Consider the following 16236-nt stretch of genomic DNA (forward strand, 5'->3'; position numbering starts at 1 on the left):
GGTGATTAGCGCTTGATCCCGCACCGGCCTTTGCTGTTATTCTGGCTTTAAATCTTAATCCTATTTACCCAAAGTCATTGAGGTTGCAGGTAGGCGGTAAGTGAGCAAATCCCGATGAGCTTATTTATGTAAGGTCAACTACAAATAAGTGATACGGGTGAAGCCCACCCCCTGCGGCTTCAAGTACGAAGGGTAAATCATTGGAGCTTGCGATGAAGCCGTCTATTGTGCTGTACAAAAGTATTCCCGCTGATCTGCATCAGCGTTTAGAGCAACATTTTACCGTAAACAGTTTTGAGGGTTTATCTTCAGATAATCAGCCAGAGCTATTGGCTGCACTGCAACAGGCGGAAGGGCTTATCGGTTCTGGCGGTAAAATCGACCAGGCTTTCTTGCAATTAGCACCACGGCTGCGCGCTGCTTCAACCATTTCCGTCGGTTATGATAATTTTGCTGTAGATGCACTGAGCCAGCGCGGGATCGTATTAATGCACACGCCGACAGTGCTGACCGAAACAGTGGCTGACACCATGATGACCCTGGTGCTTTCCACCGCTCGTCGGGTGGTCGAGCTGGCGGAGCGCGTGAAAGCCGGTGAGTGGCAAGATAGCATTGGTGATGACTGGTTTGGCGTCGATGTTCATCATAAAACTATGGGTATTCTCGGCATGGGCCGGATTGGCATGGCGCTAGCCCAGCGGGCGCATTTTGGTTTCAGCATGCCGGTGCTGTACACCAGCCGCCGCCCACATGAAGAAGCTGAAAAGCGCTTTGGTGCTCGCCGCTGCTCACTCGATACATTGCTGGCTGAAGTCGATTTCCTCTGCATTACTTTGCCGATGACCGAGCAGACTTATCATATGATTGGTCGTGAACAGCTGGCTAAAATGAAATCCAGCGCCATCTTGATCAATGCAGGCCGTGGGCCAGTAGTGGATGAACAAGCACTGATTGCCGCCCTACAAGAGGGCACGATTCATGGTGCTGGGCTGGATGTGTTTGAACAAGAACCTCTACCGGCGGATTCACCATTACTCAAATTACCTAATGTGGTGGCTGTGCCGCATATTGGTTCCGCCACCCACGAAACTCGCTACAACATGGCCGCCTGCGCTGTGGATAACCTGATTGCTGCGCTGACTGGCACCGTCACAGAAAACTGCGTCAACCCGCAGGTTTTACAGAAAGCTTAAACACCCCCACTGGCCTGCTAGCAGGCCATTTATCACCCTCCTCTGACTTTGGGTGGTTCTCGATAAGTATGAAATATACGGAGTATTTGAATTTCCCCACTTTTGACTCGATAAGGCAGTAAATAAGGGAAGTTATGCAAAACTAATTCCCGTGTGCCCATTACTCTTCCTACGCGCCCCATTGAAGGTTGAGTGGTTAATAATGAAGTTAATTTATGGATTTCATTGACAAAATTTTGCGCCGCGATAGGGTTTCGCTCATATAACCACTGATACTCGTGTTGTAAGTTTGCAGCAGCTTTCCTTAGCCATTTCACATTCATTATTTATCCTTATCCTGAATGGCCACACCCATTTTTTTAAAAAGTGTACTCATCTCATTTTCAGAGAAAAAATCTTGCTGATCCGCTTCGATAATAGCTTGTTTTATTTCTGTAATTTGCCATGCCTCACGATCCAGAAAATCCTGAATTGCCTGTCCGGCCAAATAAGACTTGGTACGCCCGGTAGCTTCTGCCAGTAACGACAATTGGTTAGCAAGCTCATCAGGTATTCTGACTGACATAACGCTCATTTTTCTCTCCGCACTGAAAATTACAATGTATACATTGTAGTTTAGGCTAAAAAACCGTCAACTAAAAGTGTCAAAAACTTATCCTCCGCTGCCCTCCTCCCTATAAAAATACCCTAGGGATGAGGCTATTTCTTCGCCGTCTGGCACTCTGATATTCATAAAACTTTATACGTTTCTCAGACTCAAGGAAAACGCGTTATGAAATATCTTACGTTCCCTTTGCTACTGGTTTTGTCACCAGCAGTGATGGCGAACTGGTCACTCCCCCATTTCCCGGCGTTTACTGAACAAGATAGTGGCGTTTTCCTGAGTAGTAGCGCTTTGACAAAAGGGGAGTATCTTCTTAAATTTCACCAAGATAAACAGTGTTGGCAGCCGACCGGCCCAGTAAAATTAAATCAGACATTTTCGCTGCAACCTTGCCAGAATCAGGCCGATATCCAGTGGAAGCTGTTCCGCGATGGCCAATATCAGGTGCGGATTGATACCCGCAGCGGCACCCCCACCCTCACTTTGAGCATCAAAGAACCGGTGGCGGAAACCGTCAAAGTTGTGACACACAGTTGCCAGCGCTGGGACGGCAAACCGGTGACGATTGACGTCAGTAAAACCTTCGCGGAAGGTGAAATGGTGCGGGATTTCTACTCCGGCCAAACCACGAAAGTTTCCCTCGGTAAAATCACTCTGCAACCCACTCCTGAGAGCGGGGGTTTACTGTTATTAGAATCAGCCCAAACCCAGCAAGCTGCGCCATTTAGTTGGCAAAATGCCACGGTTTATTTTGCCCTGACGGATCGCTTTAAAAACGGCAACCCCGACAATGACCACAGCTATGGTCGCCATGGTGATGGTATGGAGGAAATAGGCACTTTCCACGGCGGAGATTTGGCCGGTCTTACCGAAAAACTTGATTACCTGCAACAACTTGGCGTCAATGCATTGTGGATAACCTCCCCGCTGGAGCAAATTCATGGCTGGGTTGGCGGCGGTACCAAGGGTGATTTCCCACATTATGCCTATCATGGTTATTACGGCCTGGATTGGTCACGTTTGGATGCCAATATGGGCACCGAACAAGATTTGCATAAACTGGTTGAGCAAGCCCATAAGCGCGGCATTCGCATTCTATTTGATGTGGTGATGAATCATGTGGGATATGCCACTCTGGCGGATATGCAGAGCTACCAGTTCGGTGCGCTGTATCTGCATGGCGACCAGATAGAAAAAACACTGGGTAAAAATTGGACTGACTGGACCCCGGGCAAAGGGCAAAACTGGCATAGTTTTAATGATTATATCAATTTCAGTGATAAAGCCGCCTGGGACAACTGGTGGGGTAATAAGTGGATCCGTACGGATATTGGCGATTATGACTCCCCCGGTTATGACGACCTGACCATGTCGCTGGCTTTCCTGCCGGACATCAAAACAGAATCCACACAACCCAGTGGTTTACCGGTGTTTTACCGCCATAAACCGGATACTGCCGCACGGGAAATTGCCGGTGCCACACCGCGTGATTACCTTACTTATTGGTTAAGCCAATGGGTTCGCGATTATGGTATTGACGGTTTTCGTGTTGATACCGCCAAACATGTCGAGAAGCCCGCCTGGCAACAACTTAAGCAGCAAAGCGCAGCCGCTCTGGCCGAGTGGAAAGCGGCTCACCCCGATCAAGCGCTGGACGACTTGCCATTCTGGATGACGGGAGAAGCTTGGGGCCACGGGGTGATGAAAAGTGATTATTACCAAAATGGCTTCGATGCCATGATTAATTTTGATTTTCAGGATCAAGCTAAACAGGCGCTGACGTGCTTCTCATCCATTGACGGCACTTATCAGCAAATGGCGGATAAACTGCAAGATTTCAATGTATTGAGCTACATTTCATCCCATGATACTCGGCTCTTTTTTAAAGATGACGCGCAACAGTCATTGGTGAAACAACAACGCGCGGGCGATCTGCTACTGCTGGCTCCAGGGGCGGTGCAAATTTTCTATGGTGATGAAAGCGGGCGAGAATTCGGCCCAACCGGCTCTGACCCCTTGCAGGGAACTCGCTCGGATATGAACTGGGATGAGCTGACGGGTGAAAAAGGCGCGCTGTTGGCGCACTGGCAAAAAGTCAGTCAGTTCCGCGCTCGCCATCCGGCCATCGGTGCTGGCGTGCAGCAATCTCAACAAACCGCTGATTACTATGCTTTTAGCCGCCAACATCAAGGTGATAAAGTCTTAGTGGTTTGGGTGGGAGACAAAAAAGAGTGATTTAGTATATTATTTTGCAATAACACTTCCTGCCGATATTTTCACGCGGCAGGAAGAAACCTTTCCGCATTGCGTCCGTTTTTATCTGCGAGTATGGTAGTTGTTCACTTACGGATAACAATAAATTTTCATTTATGAAGTTTTCACTTTTCGGCGACAAATTCACCCGCTACGCGGGCATTACCAGATTGATGGACGACCTCAACGACGGCCTGAGAACCCCAGGTTCTATCATGCTTGGCGGAGGTAATCCGGCACATATTCCTGAGATGGATGCTTACTTTCAACAACTTTGTCAGGACATGCTGGAAAGCGGGAAACTGACCGAGGCGTTGTGCAATTACGATGGGCCACAAGGTAAAGATTTACTGCTGAAAGCATTGGCAACAATGCTGCAAGATGAGCTGGGTTGGCAAATTGAGCCACAGAATATTGCACTGACAAATGGTAGTCAAAGCGCGTTTTTCTACTTATTTAATCTCTTCGCTGGCCGCTATGCCGATGGCACCCGTCGGCGGGTATTATTCCCACTGGCACCCGAGTATCTCGGATATGCAGACGCGGGGCTCGACGAAGATTTATTCGTCTCCGCCAAGCCCAATATTGAGCTACTGCCCGAAGGACAATTCAAATATCACGTCGATTTTGAGCATCTCAATATTACCGATGATATTGGCCTGATATGCGTCTCGCGGCCCACTAACCCGACCGGGAATGTGATTACTGACGATGAGTTAATCGGCCTTGATTCTATTGCTCAGCAACGCGGTATTCCGTTATTGATTGATAACGCTTATGGCGTGCCATTCCCCGGCATTATCTTTACCGATGCGACTCCACTGTGGAACCCGAATATCATTCTATGCATGAGCTTGTCGAAGCTGGGTCTGCCAGGTTCGCGCTGCGGGATTGTGATTGCCGATGAGAAAGTCATTGCGGCGCTGACCAACATGAATGGCATTATCAGCTTATCACCGGGCAGCATGGGGCCAGCTATTGCCGCCGAAATGATTGCGCGTGGGGATTTGCTACGTTTATCCAAAGAGGTCATCCAGCCATTCTACTTTGAGCGGGTACAGCAAACTATTGCTATCCTGCGCAAATACTTACCGCCGGAGCGCTGCTTGATCCACAAACCGGAAGGGGCGATATTCCTCTGGTTGTGGTTTAAAGATTTGCCGATCAGCACCGAGCTGCTATATCAACGCTTGAAAAAGCGCGGGGTGTTGATGGTGCCGGGCCACTACTTCTTCCCCGGTCTGGAATATGACTGGCCACATACCCATCAGTGCATGCGGATGAATTATGTCCCAGCACCGGAAGATATCGAAAAAGGTGTAGCGATTTTAGCCGAAGAGGTTGAGCTGGCGTTTCAGGAAGCGAAGTGATTATTAAGCAGAAAATTACATATCTTGCTATTCCTTTGGAAAATATCACCTTAGTTTCTATACGGTGAAGATAGGCAGAAGAGTAAAGCGTCCGCGCCACGGATGGCGCGGCTCGAGCCCCCAGGGAAGGGTTTACGGCGTCTTTACGATCTGCCTGTTCTCACTGTATTAACACCATATACGCATGAGAATCGTTCATCCATTACAGTGTCCAGAACAGCACGGCAAGTATCTGCGGCGACATAATGCGTAAGAACATCGCCAGCGGGTAAACTGTTGCATAAGACAGTGCTGCTGCACCACTGGTCGGATGCAGGCCATTGGCAAAGGCCAGCGCCGGTGGATCAGTCATTGAACCGGCTAACATGCCGCACAATGTCAGGTAGTTCATCTTAGCCAACATACGCGCTAAAATCCCCACCGTCAGTAATGGTATCCCGGTAATCATCGCACCGTAGCCAATCCACGCCAGTCCGTCACCATTCACCAGAGTGTTGATAAAATCACCGCCAGACTTCAGCCCGACCACTGATAAAAACAACACAATTCCTAGCTCACGCAGGGCCAGGTTGGCACTCGGCGGCATAAACCAATACAGCTTTCCGATGCTGCCAATACGCCCCAGAATAAGCGCGACCACCAGCGGGCCACCCGCTAAACCCAGACGCAAAGCGGCAGGGAACCCCGGAATAAACAGTGGAATTGACCCTAACAACACCCCTAGCCCCACGCCGATAAACACCGGAAGCATCTGAACTTGTTGTAGTTTCTGTTGTGCGTTACCGACGACAGCAGATACCGCCTCAATAGATTCTGGGCGGCCAACCAGATTAAGAATGTCACCGAATTGTAAGCTGGCGCTATTACTGGCAACCAGTTCAATCCCGGCACGGTTTAAACGGGTAATGGCCACGTCATACTTTTGCTTCAGATTAAGGTCGCGGATTTTCTTACCCAGCACCGCCTCATTGGTCACCACCACCCGGGCAGTTTGCAATACCGTACCGGCGGTCGATAAGGTGACATCCACCTCTTCCCCGACCACCAGCCGTACTTTCTCCAAAGCTTCGCGCTGCCCGACCAAATGCAGATAATCGCCCAGCTCAATCACTGTGGCTGGCAACGGCACCATCAGTAAATCACCGCGTTTCAAGCGGGAACAGACCACTTCATCACTGTTGAGCAGTGGCACATCTTGTACGGATAGCCCATGCAGATTGGGGTTACGCACCGCCACATTCATGGTTTGTAGCAACTCGCGGTTCTGCCCGTGACTGCTATCAAACTCTTTTGCTTCGCGATCGACATTGATTTTAAAGAATAAACGAATCAGCCACATCACCAGCAAAATACCGCAAATGCCGAATGGATAGGCCATGGCATAACCCATCCCCATTTGGCTGACCAATTGCGGTGGCGAGCCTAAATCAGTGAGGATTTGCTGTGCCGCCCCAAGTGCCGGGGTGTTAGTGACCGCACCTGAAAATATGCCCAAAATGATAGGCAGCGGCACGGCAAATAATTTATGGATAATCGCGGTCACTAACCCACCGACAATCACCATCAAGATAGCAAAGCAATTAAGCCGCAACCCCGAGACCCGCAATGAGGAGAAGAACCCTGGCCCAACCTGAATACCAATGGTGTAAACAAACAGAATAAGACCAAATTCCTGAATGAAGTGCAGCATGTCCCCATTGAGAACTAATTGATAAGTTTGTGCAAAATGGCCCACGATAATGCCGCCAAATAACACCCCGCCGATACCTAACCCCACACCATAGATTTTCCAATTACCGATCCATAACCCCAATACGGCGACCAGCGCCAACATACTGACGGTAAGGGCGATAGCACTCATAAATCACTTCCTTGCCTAAGTTTAAAAACTGGTCGGCCATGTGGAATATCATTTGGGTCATACATGGCCTTAAATTCTTACTGTTAGTGTGGATTTTGTCAGAAGGGGAGGAAAGTGAATGTGGGATACACCACAAAATGCACCGGAGAGCGAGGAAACTCTCCGGTGAAAAAACAAACACGGAAAAGCTTAATACTAAAAGGACAAAACAAGGAGAGGGTAATCTTTACCGATACCCCGGAGTGGGGTACCGGTCATCATTATTACTGCTGTTCAGATTGCTCAGTTGCAGCCGGATTATCTAATACCTGGCGCTCTTGTGGAGCGGCGCTGCCAATACTAATACGCTGTGGTTGCAGCGCTTCTGGCACTTGGCGCAACAGATCAATGTGCAGCAAACCGTTTTCGAATTGAGCATTATCAACATTCAAATGCTCTGCCAGCGTAAAGGTCAATGAGAACTCTTTATGAACCAAGCCTTGATGCAGGTATTCAACCTGTTTTTCAGCCGGTGCTGGCTTACCGCGAACAGTCAAACGCGGGCCTTCCACTTCAATATCCAGTTCGCTCTGTTTAAAACCGGCTAATGCCAGTGAGATGCGATAATGGTTATCGTCAGTTTTCTCAATATTGTATGGCGGGAACCCCTGAGAATCCTGACCGCCCTGCATTGAGTTAGCTAATTTATCAAAACCAATCCACTGACGAAGTAAAGGTGACAAATCATAATTACGCATAAATATAACTCCTTCTGAGAAGCGAGATAAGATAATAAACAGTCACAAATTAGCGATATAAAAAACCATAACGCAGAATACTGGCGTTATATGATCCTCGCTATCAATCCGTGACCGGTCAGCCCCCGATTACGGCGGGCAAAACTCCGTTAAATAATGAAACTAACTTACACCGTTAAGCAAATTACTTAATTTCAATACGGCGTGGTTTTAAACTTTCCGGCACCAGACGCTCAAGGTCGATATACAACAAACCATTCACTAAATTGGCACCTTTAATTTTAATGTGCTCCGCCAACTGGAATTTACGCTCGAAGTTACGTTCAGCGATACCTTGATACAAATAGGTGCGCTGCGCCGGTTCACTAGCATGAGAACCACGGACAATCAACAGGTTATCCTGTGTGACAATCTCCAATTCTTGCTCAGCAAAGCCAGCTACCGCGATCGCGATGCGGTAGTTATTTTCGTCGACTAACTCGACGTTATAAGGAGGATAACCGCCATTATTTTGGTTCTGGCCAGATTCTAAAAGATTGAACAACCGGTCGAAACCGATAGCTGAACGATACAGTGGTGCAAGCTCGGAATTACGCATAAAAACTGCCTCCTAAATATATTAGCAAGGGTGTCATCATATTTTGTATTAAGCCTTCCACTGTGGACAGGCTTATGGCCCGAATACCCTATCGGCGTATTCTCTCTGACCTGATAATAAAGTGGGCCCGGTATTTTTCTTTTCAAGAGCAAAACAAAAAAAATTTTTGCGGGAAAAATCCCAATAAGATGTTTATTAGTCTAATTATTCGATAAATGCGCTGTTATAACTTACACTTAGGTCGACTTAAGCCACAAGATTGAATCTTTGACCATAGGAACTGTCTGTAAGGTAGTGTAAAAATCATGTCAATACCTGACACTGTTTGTTGGTTTATCGCGGTAACTTGTTACTCCCGGTAGAATGAGAGCTGAATAAAATAATGAAAAATACAGTTATCCCTTTTGTTACCGGCTGTTCGCTGCTGTTGTCCAGTGGTTGTTCCAGTATTATGACGCACACCAGCAGCAGCCAGGGCTATTACTCCGGCACGTCTGCCAATGTGGCGATGCTCAAAGATGATAATACCGGTTGGGCGCTGCGCCCCTTGTTGGCGGTGGATCTGCCTTTCTCTGCGGTGATGGACACCCTGCTCTTACCATATGATTATTTGCGTTCTGATAGCGAAGACAAAATGGCTAATTCCCCGCGTGAGCGCATTCGTCAGTCAGAAGCACAGAATCCGCCAACCGTTCCTCCTGCTGCCACCCCACTACCATGATCTAGCCAACATCCACTGTAAATAGTTGCGCCAATCCATCTATTTCCCGCATAAAAGCCACTTTGGCACCATCGGGCGAAAACACCACGGCGTCCGCCAGTGGTGCAATAGCACTCCGAGTCGTCAATCGCTGTAACCGGCCGGTGGTACTATCACACTGCATCACACTGTTATCACACACAAATGCCAGGCTGTGCCCTTGTGGATGCCAACTAAACGCCGACTGAATCCCCTGCTCCGTGAAGGTCAGTTGCCGTGGTTCGCCACCATTCGGTGAAACCAACCACAACTGCACCACACCCTGGTCATCTTTCATTAAACAAGCAATGGCACTGCCGTCAGGTGAAGTGCGCAGCCAATGCCGTGGACTGGTCGCCAACCCAGGAAAACGCTTGTCGGCCGTGAAGGTTATCCGCCGCTGGCTGACACCTGCTGGTGGCGCGGGCAAGGTAGTTGGCGTTCCCTCAAGTGGCGCAGTTCCGGCACGGGCGTAATCTCGGTCATGCTCCGGTAAATCAGCCATAAAGACTTCCGGGATTTTTTCACCCTGCGCCGAAAGTGTGTCACCAATAAATGCCAATGCCCAACGCTGGCGAGTGCCGTCAGCTTTCAGATAGCCCTGAGTGCCCACCCAACTCTCTTCATAAGCCCGGTTTATTTGGTCACTTCCCGCCAGGGGCTTAGGGGTCGTTCGAGTCACTAACACACAGAAATGGCTACCATCATATTCACGCGGATGTTGCTTGGGCGGATTAACCCCCTGCAAAGGTAGGGCAACTCCGACATTGCGGCAATCCAATACGGGGTCTAGCTCATGCAACACATGGTCATTATAAGTAAAACTCAGTCGGCTGCCGTCAGGGCTGAAAACATGCACATGGCTGCCTCCGCGCAATGCGCCGGGAGTAAAGGGTGCAGTGATGTCCATCGCATCCAGCGTTACCGCCAATTCTCTGTCTGGCTCAGTGACAATCACCCCGCGACGGTGATGGAAATCATAATGCCAGTGACTATCTGGGTGCTCCGGGCCGTGGATAAATACATAGCGAGCGGGTTTATCAGGGCTCACCGTCACCACACCAACATGCGCGCCCTGCTGAGCACGATAAATGACCTCAATATCGCCGGTTATACAATTTACCCGCTCAATGGTTAAACCACTAAACGTACTGCCATTAGGCCGCACATCATAGGCCAGCCATTGGCTATCCGGCGTCCAAACATTGATATTGGTAAGCTGATGACCTCTGGGATCAAAGGTGAGTTGCTGTTCCTGTAAGGCCATGCGGGCTCCGGACGCGATTACGCTGATAATGATTCATTACACTGAATTATATCACCCTCATTTCTTATTACTGTAAAAGCCAGTCAACAATAAACTGTCGCGTTTTAGAATAAAAAGTCTAATATAGATTTTTTATTCTAAACAAAAGTTCCCTATGCTTAGCCGATACCAGCCCATTGCCGATGCGATAGCCACACTTTTTTCTCCTTATGCGGAAGTTGCCCTCCACGACTTAGCCAGTCAAACGCTGGTTTATATCGCGAACAACTATTCACAGCGGGAATTGGGGGAAGACTCCAACCTCAGCGACCTGCAATTTGATCAACACTCGCAGGTGATTGGCCCTTACCAAAAGCGCAACTGGGATGGTCGCCAACTGCGCTCTATCAGCACTGTGCTGCGGGATGACAATGGGCAACCTGTCGGGCTACTGTGCATCAATCTGGATATTACTGTCTTTGAAAGCGCCAAAGCAGCGCTGGATATATTCCTGTCAGGCCATCAATTGCAACCACAACCTGATGTGCTGTTCCAAGATGACTGGCAGGAGCGCATCAATACCTACACCCACCACTGGCTGCAACAACAAAAACTCACACTGGCGACATTAAACAATGTTAACCGCCGAAAATTGATTGAGGCGCTTTATCAGCAGGGGGCATTTAACGGCAAAAATGCCGCTGGCTATGTCGCAAAGATCCTTAACATCGCTCGCGCTACTGTTTATAACCAACTGAAAAATATAAAAAATACAAAAATTTAAAGGAATTAATATGAACACATTATTTGATGCTATTAAAGAAGCCCATCAGGTATTACGCCCACAAGTGAGAGTGACGCCGCTGGAATATAGCCCATTGCTGTCCCAGCACAGTGGTTGCGAAATCTATCTCAAATGTGAGCATCTACAACATACTGGTTCCTTTAAATTTCGCGGAGCCAGTAACAAACTGCGTTTATTAACTGACGAACAGCGCCAGCAGGGGGTGATCACCGCTTCGACCGGTAATCACGGGCAAGCCATGGCATTGGCAGCAAAACTGGCGGGGGTTAAGGCCACTATTTATGCACCGGAGCAGGCGGCGGCAATCAAATTAGAGGCTATTCGCGCACTGGGCGGAGAGATTGAACTGATTCCAGGAGATGCATTAAAGGCTGAACAAGCGGCGGATAGCGCGGCGGCGCAGCAGGGCAAAATCTATATCTCGCCTTATAACGATAAGCAAGTTATCGCCGGACAAGGGACTTGCGGCATGGAAATGGTTGAACAGCAGCCGAATCTTGATGCTGTCTTTGTGGCCGTCGGTGGCGGTGGGCTGATTTCCGGCATTGCAACTGTGCTAAAGAAACTCTCTGATAAAACTCACATTATTGGCTGTTGGCCCGCCAATGCCACCAGTATGTATACCAGTCTGGAAAATGGTCAAATTCAGGAAGTGGCGGAGCAAGAAACACTGTCTGATGGCACTGCTGGCGGGGTTGAACCGGGGGCGATAACCTTCGCCCTTTGCCAGCAATTAATTGACCAAAAAGTGCTGGTGAGTGAGCAAGAAATCAAAGATGCGATGCGTTTGATTGCCCGCACTGACCGCTGGATGATTGAAGGCGCTGCCGGTGTCGCACTCGCGGCCGCACTGAAATTAGCGCCGCTTTGGCAAGGCAAAAAAATTGCGGTGGTCTTGTGTGGGAAGAATATCGTGCTGGAAAAATACTTGGGAGCGGTCAGCGAATGATTATTCTGAATAAACAGCAGATTCTCGACAAGTTCGATGCTGATGCCATCACGTTACTGCTTAAACAAGGTTTTATTGCTTTTAGCCAGAAACAGGTGCAAATGCCTCCGGTACAGCATTTGCTGTTTGAACAGGCCAATGGCGATTGCTGTATTAAAAGTGGCTATTTGCAGGGCGATAGCCAATTTGTCGTGAAAGTTTCGGGGGGCTTTTATGATAATCCCGCTCAAGGTTTAGCCAGTAATCAAGGGCTGATGATGGCGTTTTCTGCCCAAACCGGCGAGCCGCAAGCTCTATTACTGGATGAGGGTTGGTTGACCGCGCTGCGCACAGCATTGGCTGGGCGAATTGTTGCTGAGCTATGCACCCCAAAACATATCAGTGCAGTGGGTATCATCGGCACCGGCATGCAAGCACGGCTGCACCTGATGTACCTGAAAAGTGTCATTCCATGCCGTCAGCTATGGGTTTGGGGCCGCAGTGAAACAGCATTAGAGGAATATCGCCAATATGCTCAGGCGGAGGGTTTTGAGGTCAATGTCACCTTGGATGCCGCGGTGCTAGGCCGTCATTGCCAGTTTATTGTGACCACCACACCCAGTCGAGAGGCTATTTTACAGGCGGCGGATATTCAACCGGGAACTCACATTACGGCAGTCGGTGCTGATGGCGCGGGTAAGCACGAACTGACCCCTGAGTTGGTCGCAAAAGCCGATAAAATATTGGTGGATTCACGGGATCAATGCACTGAATTTGGTGAAATCTCATCAGCATTTCAACAACAACTTTTGACCAATCACACCTTGACTGAAATCGGTATAGCTTTAGCGCAGAATACCTCTTTCCGCGATAATGAGCAGCAAATCACCTTGGCAGATTTAACCGGGCTAGGCATTCAAGATGTGCAAATAGTAAAAGGAATTCTAGAATAGACCGACAGTTATTATTTAGGGCCGAAAGAGAATTTATCGGCCCATATTTACCTTTTAATTATAGAGAGTATCTAACTCTGCAAAATCAGCCCTAAAACTATCTATTATCAGGGCGCTGCCGAGGCCAGAAATACTTCACTCTAAATTCATGAACATTAGATGTTAATAATGAATAATCAAGATGAACTCCATTTATATCAATGGCTTGTGTAGTTAGCTGCAACGCAGGTTCACGAAGACTAATGTTAAGTAAATTTGCCACTTCTTTATCAGGAATAACCGGCATAAAGGTTTCATAGCATCCAGCAATTGTCATTCCACAATTCATTTCTATATAAGCAAACTTTGAATTAACCATATCCCGCAAAGATAAATCAGGGAATAATGCCACGGACATCCAGGTATCTTCTAATTGCACCGGTTTATCCTCAATAAACCGTAATCGCCTAATATAATAAACCTGATCACCTAGATTTATTCTTAATTGAGCAGAAATATCTGCATTTGATTTTATTACCATAAATTTAAGCACTTTACTGGTGCAATTTTTCCCCGCCTGCTGCGCATTCTCTGAGAAACTTTTTAATGCACTAATATTAGGTTGAATGTTTTTATTTCTTATATAAGTACCCGAACCATGCCGCTTCTCAAGCAGTCCTTCATCAACAAGAACGGTCATTGCTTTACGCAAAGTATTACGCGAAATATTCAGCGTAAGTGCTAATTTCTGCTCAGATGGAAAAATATCACCGACCTTATATTCGAGTGAATTAATGCGATCTCTAAGACATTTAACAACTTCAGCATAAACCACTTATGCACCTCTTTTATTATTGTTTGTTTTTGTTTTTTTCATTAAATAACAGTGAGTTGGTTATTTAATCTAACATGTGACTGACAAGGTAGTTCTTTTTTGAGGGAATAACTGAACACATTGTAATATAAAATAAAGTGATCAAGTTAACGGTTTTGAGAATAGCATCAACGTAATTTAGCCTCCACTCTTGTGGTACCCAAATGACTCAGCAAAAGGTATGAAATAATGGAGCATAAAAAATTAAAGTCTTTTCCCAATAATTTCCTGTGGGGTTCAGCATCCGCAGCCTATCAGGTCGAGGGGGCTTGGGATCTGGACGGTAAAGGTGCTTCAGTTTGGGATAAGTTTGTTCGTATTCCAGGTAAAACTTTTGAGAATACCACCGGTGATGTTGCCGTAGACCATTATCATCGTTACAAAGAAGATGTTGCCCTGATGGCAGAGCAAGGCCTTTCAGCTTATCGTTTTTCGATTGCCTGGAGCCGTATTTTTCCTGAAGGTAGTGGAGCTATCAACCAAGCCGGCCTGCAATTTTATGACGATTTAATTAATGAGCTCATCAAGCACAATATCGAGCCGGTAGTCACACTTTATCATTGGGATATCCCTCAGGCACTGCAAGATGCCTATGGTGGCTGGGAATCGAGAAAAGTCGTTGAAGACTTTGCTCATTATGCCGTGACCGTCTTTAAGCATTACGGTAACCGCGTGAAGTACTGGGTCACACTGAATGAACAAAATGTCTTTATTGGGCATGGCTATAAAACAGCACTGCATCCACCGGGTGTATCTGATGAAAAACGGATGTATCAAGCTAACCACCACGCCAATTTAGCCAATGCTGCGGCAATTGCCGCCTTTAGAGCGCTTGGTATGGTGGGGAAAATCGGGCCAAGCTTTGCTTACGGGCCTAATTACTCCGTGAATGCCGATCCTAAAAATGTGCTCGCGGCTGAAAATGCGGAAGAATTCGGTGCGCATTTCTGGATGGATGTCTATGCCCGTGGTGAATATCCTCCATTAGTGTGGAATTGGTTAGAAGCGCAAGGTTTAGCCCCAGAGACGCAACCAGAAGATACTGAGCTGCTTAAACAAGGTAAACCGGATTTTATGGGGGTGAATTATTATCGCACCATGACAAATGCTTTTAATCCGATAGACGGTGTTGGTATACAAGCAATGAATACCAACGGGAAAAAAGACAGTGCAAAATATTCTGGTGAGCCGGGTGTTTATAAGCACGTATGCAATGAATTCTTGGAAAAAACTAACTGGGACTGGGATATCGACCCAATTGGTTTACGCATTGGTCTGCGCCGTATTGCCAGCCGTTATCAGCTGCCAGTGATGATTACTGAAAATGGTTTGGGCGAATATGACACATTAACCGAAGCGGGTGAAATTAATGATGATCACCGTATTGCCTATTTGCGCGACCATGCATTAGCGGTGCAACAAGCCATCACTGACGGTGTTGATGTCATTGGATATTGTACCTGGAGCTTTACTGATCTTCTGAGTTGGTTAAACGGTTATCAAAAACGCTATGGATTTGTTTACGTTGATCGTGATGAACAAAATGAAAAATCACTAACGCGTTATAAAAAGAAAAGTTTTTATTGGTATAAAGATGTTATTGCCAGTAACGGTGATATTTTATCCCAAGGTTAATCCGCTATATTATTAATCGCGGTTTCTCAGCTCATCATTATTTTAGAGAATAATTATGAAAAAAATATTACTTGTATGTGCTGCTGGAATGTCAACCAGCATGCTCGTTAAAAGAATGCAAGATCATGCCAAATCTATAGGTTTAGAAGTTGATATTGAAGCACTATCAATTTCCGATGCTAAAGATAAAGTGGGTAGTATTGATATCGTTATGCTTGGGCCACAGGTACGCTATCAAAAGGCAGAGGTGGAAGAGGTTGTTAATGGCCGAATTCCTGTCTTAGTTATCGATATGAAAGACTATGGTTCAATGAATGGTAAAGCTGTATTAGAAACAGCATTGGCTGCTATTCAGTAATCAATTAATTAAAACATCTATTAAATAATTGTGCGCAGGTAATTTTACCTGCGCCTCTAACCTATGCCCTAAATTATTGGAGTTATTATCACTTCAAAATACC

The 16236-nt window shown here is 47.1% G+C and carries 16 protein-coding genes; 9 read left to right on the forward strand and 7 right to left on the reverse strand.

Annotated features, from left to right (window positions below; translation table 11 throughout):
- Positions 1 to 212: 212 nt before the first annotated feature.
- A complete protein-coding gene (ghrB, locus tag DX162_RS06570; protein WP_004392992.1) occupies positions 213 to 1193 on the forward strand; it encodes a glyoxylate/hydroxypyruvate reductase GhrB in 981 nt (326 codons plus the stop codon).
- A 32-nt stretch (positions 1194 to 1225) separates the two neighbouring features.
- Here ghrB and DX162_RS06575 read toward each other — a convergent pair whose 3' ends face one another.
- Positions 1226 to 1516, reverse strand: a complete 291-nt coding sequence (locus tag DX162_RS06575) for a type II toxin-antitoxin system RelE/ParE family toxin (RefSeq protein ID WP_032821092.1) — start codon at positions 1514 to 1516, stop codon at positions 1226 to 1228.
- Positions 1516 to 1767, reverse strand: a complete 252-nt coding sequence (locus DX162_RS06580) for a CopG family ribbon-helix-helix protein (RefSeq protein ID WP_032821091.1) — start codon at positions 1765 to 1767, stop codon at positions 1516 to 1518. The genes DX162_RS06575 and DX162_RS06580 overlap by 1 nt, the downstream gene beginning before the upstream one ends.
- Before the next feature lie 198 nt (positions 1768 to 1965).
- Here DX162_RS06580 and DX162_RS06585 point away from each other — a divergent pair, with 198 nt between their 5' ends.
- Both DX162_RS06585 and DX162_RS06590 read left to right on the forward strand, forming a co-directional pair.
- Positions 1966 to 4032 carry an alpha-amylase gene (locus DX162_RS06585; protein WP_004392990.1) on the forward strand — a complete coding sequence of 689 codons (2067 nt, stop codon included), beginning with the start codon at positions 1966 to 1968 and terminating at the stop codon, positions 4030 to 4032.
- 134 nt (positions 4033 to 4166) lie between these two features.
- Positions 4167 to 5420, forward strand: a complete 1254-nt coding sequence (locus tag DX162_RS06590; RefSeq protein ID WP_004392988.1) for a valine--pyruvate transaminase — start codon at positions 4167 to 4169, stop codon at positions 5418 to 5420.
- Between the two features lie 202 nt (positions 5421 to 5622).
- Here the strand turns inward: DX162_RS06590 and DX162_RS06595 are convergent, their stop codons facing one another.
- From DX162_RS06595 to ibpA, 3 genes are all read right to left on the reverse strand, one after another.
- The gene (locus DX162_RS06595) at positions 5623 to 7281 is read right to left on the reverse strand and encodes a putative transporter (protein ID WP_004392987.1); all 1659 of its coding nucleotides are present in this window, start codon (positions 7279 to 7281) and stop codon (positions 5623 to 5625) included.
- 263 nt (positions 7282 to 7544) lie between these two features.
- Positions 7545 to 8018, reverse strand: a complete 474-nt coding sequence (gene ibpB, locus DX162_RS06600; RefSeq protein ID WP_004392984.1) for a small heat shock chaperone IbpB — start codon at positions 8016 to 8018, stop codon at positions 7545 to 7547.
- Positions 8019 to 8202: 184 nt separating this feature from the next.
- On the reverse strand, positions 8203 to 8616 hold the full coding sequence (gene ibpA / locus DX162_RS06605; RefSeq protein WP_004392982.1) for a small heat shock chaperone IbpA: 414 nt from the start codon (positions 8614 to 8616) through the stop codon (positions 8203 to 8205).
- A gap of 382 nt (positions 8617 to 8998) precedes the next feature.
- On the opposite strand from ibpA, the gene DX162_RS06610 reads away from it, so the two are divergent.
- Positions 8999 to 9337 (forward strand): YceK/YidQ family lipoprotein, encoded by a 339-nt coding sequence (locus DX162_RS06610; protein ID WP_004392981.1) that lies wholly within the window; start codon positions 8999 to 9001, stop codon positions 9335 to 9337.
- A gap of 1 nt (position 9338) precedes the next feature.
- On the opposite strand, the gene DX162_RS06615 is transcribed toward DX162_RS06610, so the two are convergent.
- A complete protein-coding gene (locus DX162_RS06615) occupies positions 9339 to 10622 on the reverse strand; it encodes a YidR family protein (RefSeq protein WP_004392980.1) in 1284 nt (427 codons plus the stop codon).
- A 154-nt stretch (positions 10623 to 10776) separates the two neighbouring features.
- Here DX162_RS06615 and DX162_RS06620 point away from each other — a divergent pair, with 154 nt between their 5' ends.
- Genes DX162_RS06620 through DX162_RS06630 form a run of 3 tightly spaced genes read left to right on the forward strand, consistent with a single transcriptional unit; the run spans position 10777 to position 13287 of the window.
- On the forward strand, positions 10777 to 11385 hold the full coding sequence (locus DX162_RS06620; RefSeq protein ID WP_004392978.1) for a helix-turn-helix transcriptional regulator: 609 nt from the start codon (positions 10777 to 10779) through the stop codon (positions 11383 to 11385).
- Between the two features lie 10 nt (positions 11386 to 11395).
- Positions 11396 to 12355 (forward strand): threonine/serine dehydratase, encoded by a 960-nt coding sequence (locus DX162_RS06625; RefSeq protein ID WP_004392976.1) that lies wholly within the window; start codon positions 11396 to 11398, stop codon positions 12353 to 12355.
- Positions 12352 to 13287, forward strand: coding sequence for an ornithine cyclodeaminase family protein (locus DX162_RS06630; RefSeq protein WP_032821090.1), 936 nt, complete (start codon positions 12352 to 12354; stop codon positions 13285 to 13287). Before DX162_RS06625 ends, DX162_RS06630 begins: the two co-directional genes overlap by 4 nt.
- Positions 13288 to 13384: 97 nt before the next feature.
- On the opposite strand, the gene DX162_RS06635 is transcribed toward DX162_RS06630, so the two are convergent.
- Positions 13385 to 14101, reverse strand: a complete 717-nt coding sequence (locus tag DX162_RS06635) for a GntR family transcriptional regulator (RefSeq protein ID WP_004392968.1) — start codon at positions 14099 to 14101, stop codon at positions 13385 to 13387.
- 228 nt (positions 14102 to 14329) lie between these two features.
- Between DX162_RS06635 and DX162_RS06640 the strand changes: the two genes are divergently transcribed.
- The gene (locus DX162_RS06640) at positions 14330 to 15775 is read left to right on the forward strand and encodes a glycoside hydrolase family 1 protein (protein WP_004392967.1); all 1446 of its coding nucleotides are present in this window, start codon (positions 14330 to 14332) and stop codon (positions 15773 to 15775) included.
- Between the two features lie 55 nt (positions 15776 to 15830).
- Complete coding sequence (locus DX162_RS06645) at positions 15831 to 16133, forward strand: PTS sugar transporter subunit IIB (protein ID WP_032821089.1); 303 nt, start codon at positions 15831 to 15833, stop codon at positions 16131 to 16133.
- The last annotated feature ends 103 nt before the right edge of the window (positions 16134 to 16236 follow it).

The sequence above is a fragment of the Yersinia kristensenii genome, assembly GCF_900460525.1.
GTDB lineage: Bacteria > Pseudomonadota > Gammaproteobacteria > Enterobacterales > Enterobacteriaceae > Yersinia > Yersinia kristensenii.

Excerpts from the sequence above, each read along its gene's own strand:
- ibpB (WP_004392984.1), bottom strand. The coding sequence starts at position 8,018 with ATGCGTAATTATGATTTGTCACCTTTACTTCGTCAGTGGATTGGTTTT.
- DX162_RS06640 (WP_004392967.1), top strand. The coding sequence starts at position 14,330 with ATGGAGCATAAAAAATTAAAGTCTTTTCCCAATAATTTCCTGTGGGGT.
- DX162_RS06590 (WP_004392988.1), top strand. The coding sequence starts at position 4,167 with ATGAAGTTTTCACTTTTCGGCGACAAATTCACCCGCTACGCGGGCATT.
- DX162_RS06630 (WP_032821090.1), top strand. The coding sequence starts at position 12,352 with ATGATTATTCTGAATAAACAGCAGATTCTCGACAAGTTCGATGCTGAT.
- DX162_RS06580 (WP_032821091.1), bottom strand. The coding sequence starts at position 1,767 with ATGAGCGTTATGTCAGTCAGAATACCTGATGAGCTTGCTAACCAATTG.
- DX162_RS06625 (WP_004392976.1), top strand. The coding sequence starts at position 11,396 with ATGAACACATTATTTGATGCTATTAAAGAAGCCCATCAGGTATTACGC.
- DX162_RS06595 (WP_004392987.1), bottom strand. The coding sequence starts at position 7,281 with ATGAGTGCTATCGCCCTTACCGTCAGTATGTTGGCGCTGGTCGCCGTA.
- DX162_RS06585 (WP_004392990.1), top strand. The coding sequence starts at position 1,966 with ATGAAATATCTTACGTTCCCTTTGCTACTGGTTTTGTCACCAGCAGTG.
- DX162_RS06575 (WP_032821092.1), bottom strand. The coding sequence starts at position 1,516 with ATGAATGTGAAATGGCTAAGGAAAGCTGCTGCAAACTTACAACACGAG.
- ghrB (WP_004392992.1), top strand. The coding sequence starts at position 213 with ATGAAGCCGTCTATTGTGCTGTACAAAAGTATTCCCGCTGATCTGCAT.
- ibpA (WP_004392982.1), bottom strand. The coding sequence starts at position 8,616 with ATGCGTAATTCCGAGCTTGCACCACTGTATCGTTCAGCTATCGGTTTC.
- DX162_RS06645 (WP_032821089.1), top strand. The coding sequence starts at position 15,831 with ATGAAAAAAATATTACTTGTATGTGCTGCTGGAATGTCAACCAGCATG.
- DX162_RS06610 (WP_004392981.1), top strand. The coding sequence starts at position 8,999 with ATGAAAAATACAGTTATCCCTTTTGTTACCGGCTGTTCGCTGCTGTTG.
- DX162_RS06620 (WP_004392978.1), top strand. The coding sequence starts at position 10,777 with ATGCTTAGCCGATACCAGCCCATTGCCGATGCGATAGCCACACTTTTT.
- DX162_RS06615 (WP_004392980.1), bottom strand. The coding sequence starts at position 10,622 with ATGGCCTTACAGGAACAGCAACTCACCTTTGATCCCAGAGGTCATCAG.